Origin of the sequence: Clostridium sp. (assembly GCF_051650885.1) — a bacterium.
GTDB lineage: Bacteria > Bacillota > Clostridia > Clostridiales > Clostridiaceae > Clostridium.
Genome location: NZ_JBOFRG010000085.1, coordinates 1 through 1,073, shown reverse-complemented (window position 1 = coordinate 1,073; position 1,073 = coordinate 1). Strand labels below are relative to the sequence as shown.

At 30.0% G+C, this 1,073-nt stretch carries 2 protein-coding genes; both read right to left on the bottom strand.

Annotated elements, in window-relative coordinates:
• On the bottom strand, nucleotides 1–406 hold a 406-nt coding region (locus ACRC28_RS04100; protein WP_438542182.1), incomplete at its 3' end, for an Hsp20 family protein.
• A gap of 66 nt (nucleotides 407–472) precedes the next feature.
• On the bottom strand, nucleotides 473–1,073 hold a 601-nt coding region (locus ACRC28_RS04095), incomplete at its 5' end, for a Na+/H+ antiporter NhaC family protein (protein ID WP_438542181.1).

The following is a 1,073-nucleotide window of genomic DNA, read 5'->3' as shown; positions in this document are numbered from 1 at the left end:
TGTATATAATATTGCCAGTTGGAATTTCTAAAGTTAACTTACACCCTTTAAATGATGCTTTTATTTTTGATGCATCACTATTTGGCACTTGAAAATTTTTAACAAAATCTCTCGAATCTCTAATAATAATCATTGCAGTACTATCATCATTTGAAAAAAACTGCTTTTTTTGTGCTCTTACATAAATACATTCATCTTTAAAGTCTACCTTAATATCCTTCCTTTGCATTCCTGGAAATATACCTTCGATTAAGTATCTGTCCTCTTCATTTTTTATGTTCATTTCAATATTCGTTCTCTTAAAATCATTGTTAAATACATTACAAAAATCTATTTCATTTAGATTTTCGTTTAAAACATCTAAATAAAGATTTTTCATAAGTCCCACTTCTTTTTTCTTATCCATAAAACAATCTCCCTAGAATTTCTCTTATTAAATAAGATATTAATTCTAAGGAGATTTGCTACTAATTTATATAGTTATTTTTTCATTTTCTTCTACTTTACTATCTACTTCTTCCTCTAAAATTGGCTTTCCAAAAATTCTAACTGCTAAAATTAAAATTAAAATTCCAACTGGCAATATAATATACACCGGAACTCCAAGTCCTGCTGGAATATACCCACATATTATAGTTACAGCTCCAACAAATAATGCATACCACATTTGAGTTCTAACATGGTCTATATGGTCACACCCTGCCCCCATTGATGAAAGAATAGTTGTATCTGATATTGGAGAACAATGATCTCCAAAAATTGCTCCTGTTAAAACAGCACTTGTACAAATTACTACGTATCCCATTTCAGGTGAAACTGAATATCCTAAAGGAATTGCAAGTGGCATTAGTATTCCCATAGTTCCATAAGCCGTTCCTGTTGCAAAAGACATTATTGCCCCTAAAACAAAAATAATACTTGGTAATAAAAAGCTTGGAATAGAATCTGATAAAAGTGTTACTAAATATTTCGCAGTTCCTAAATCCTTTATAACCGAACTTAAAGACCACGCTAAAAGTAAGATTACTCCTGTAATTAACAGTCCTTTCATTCCATCAATCCATGTATCAATA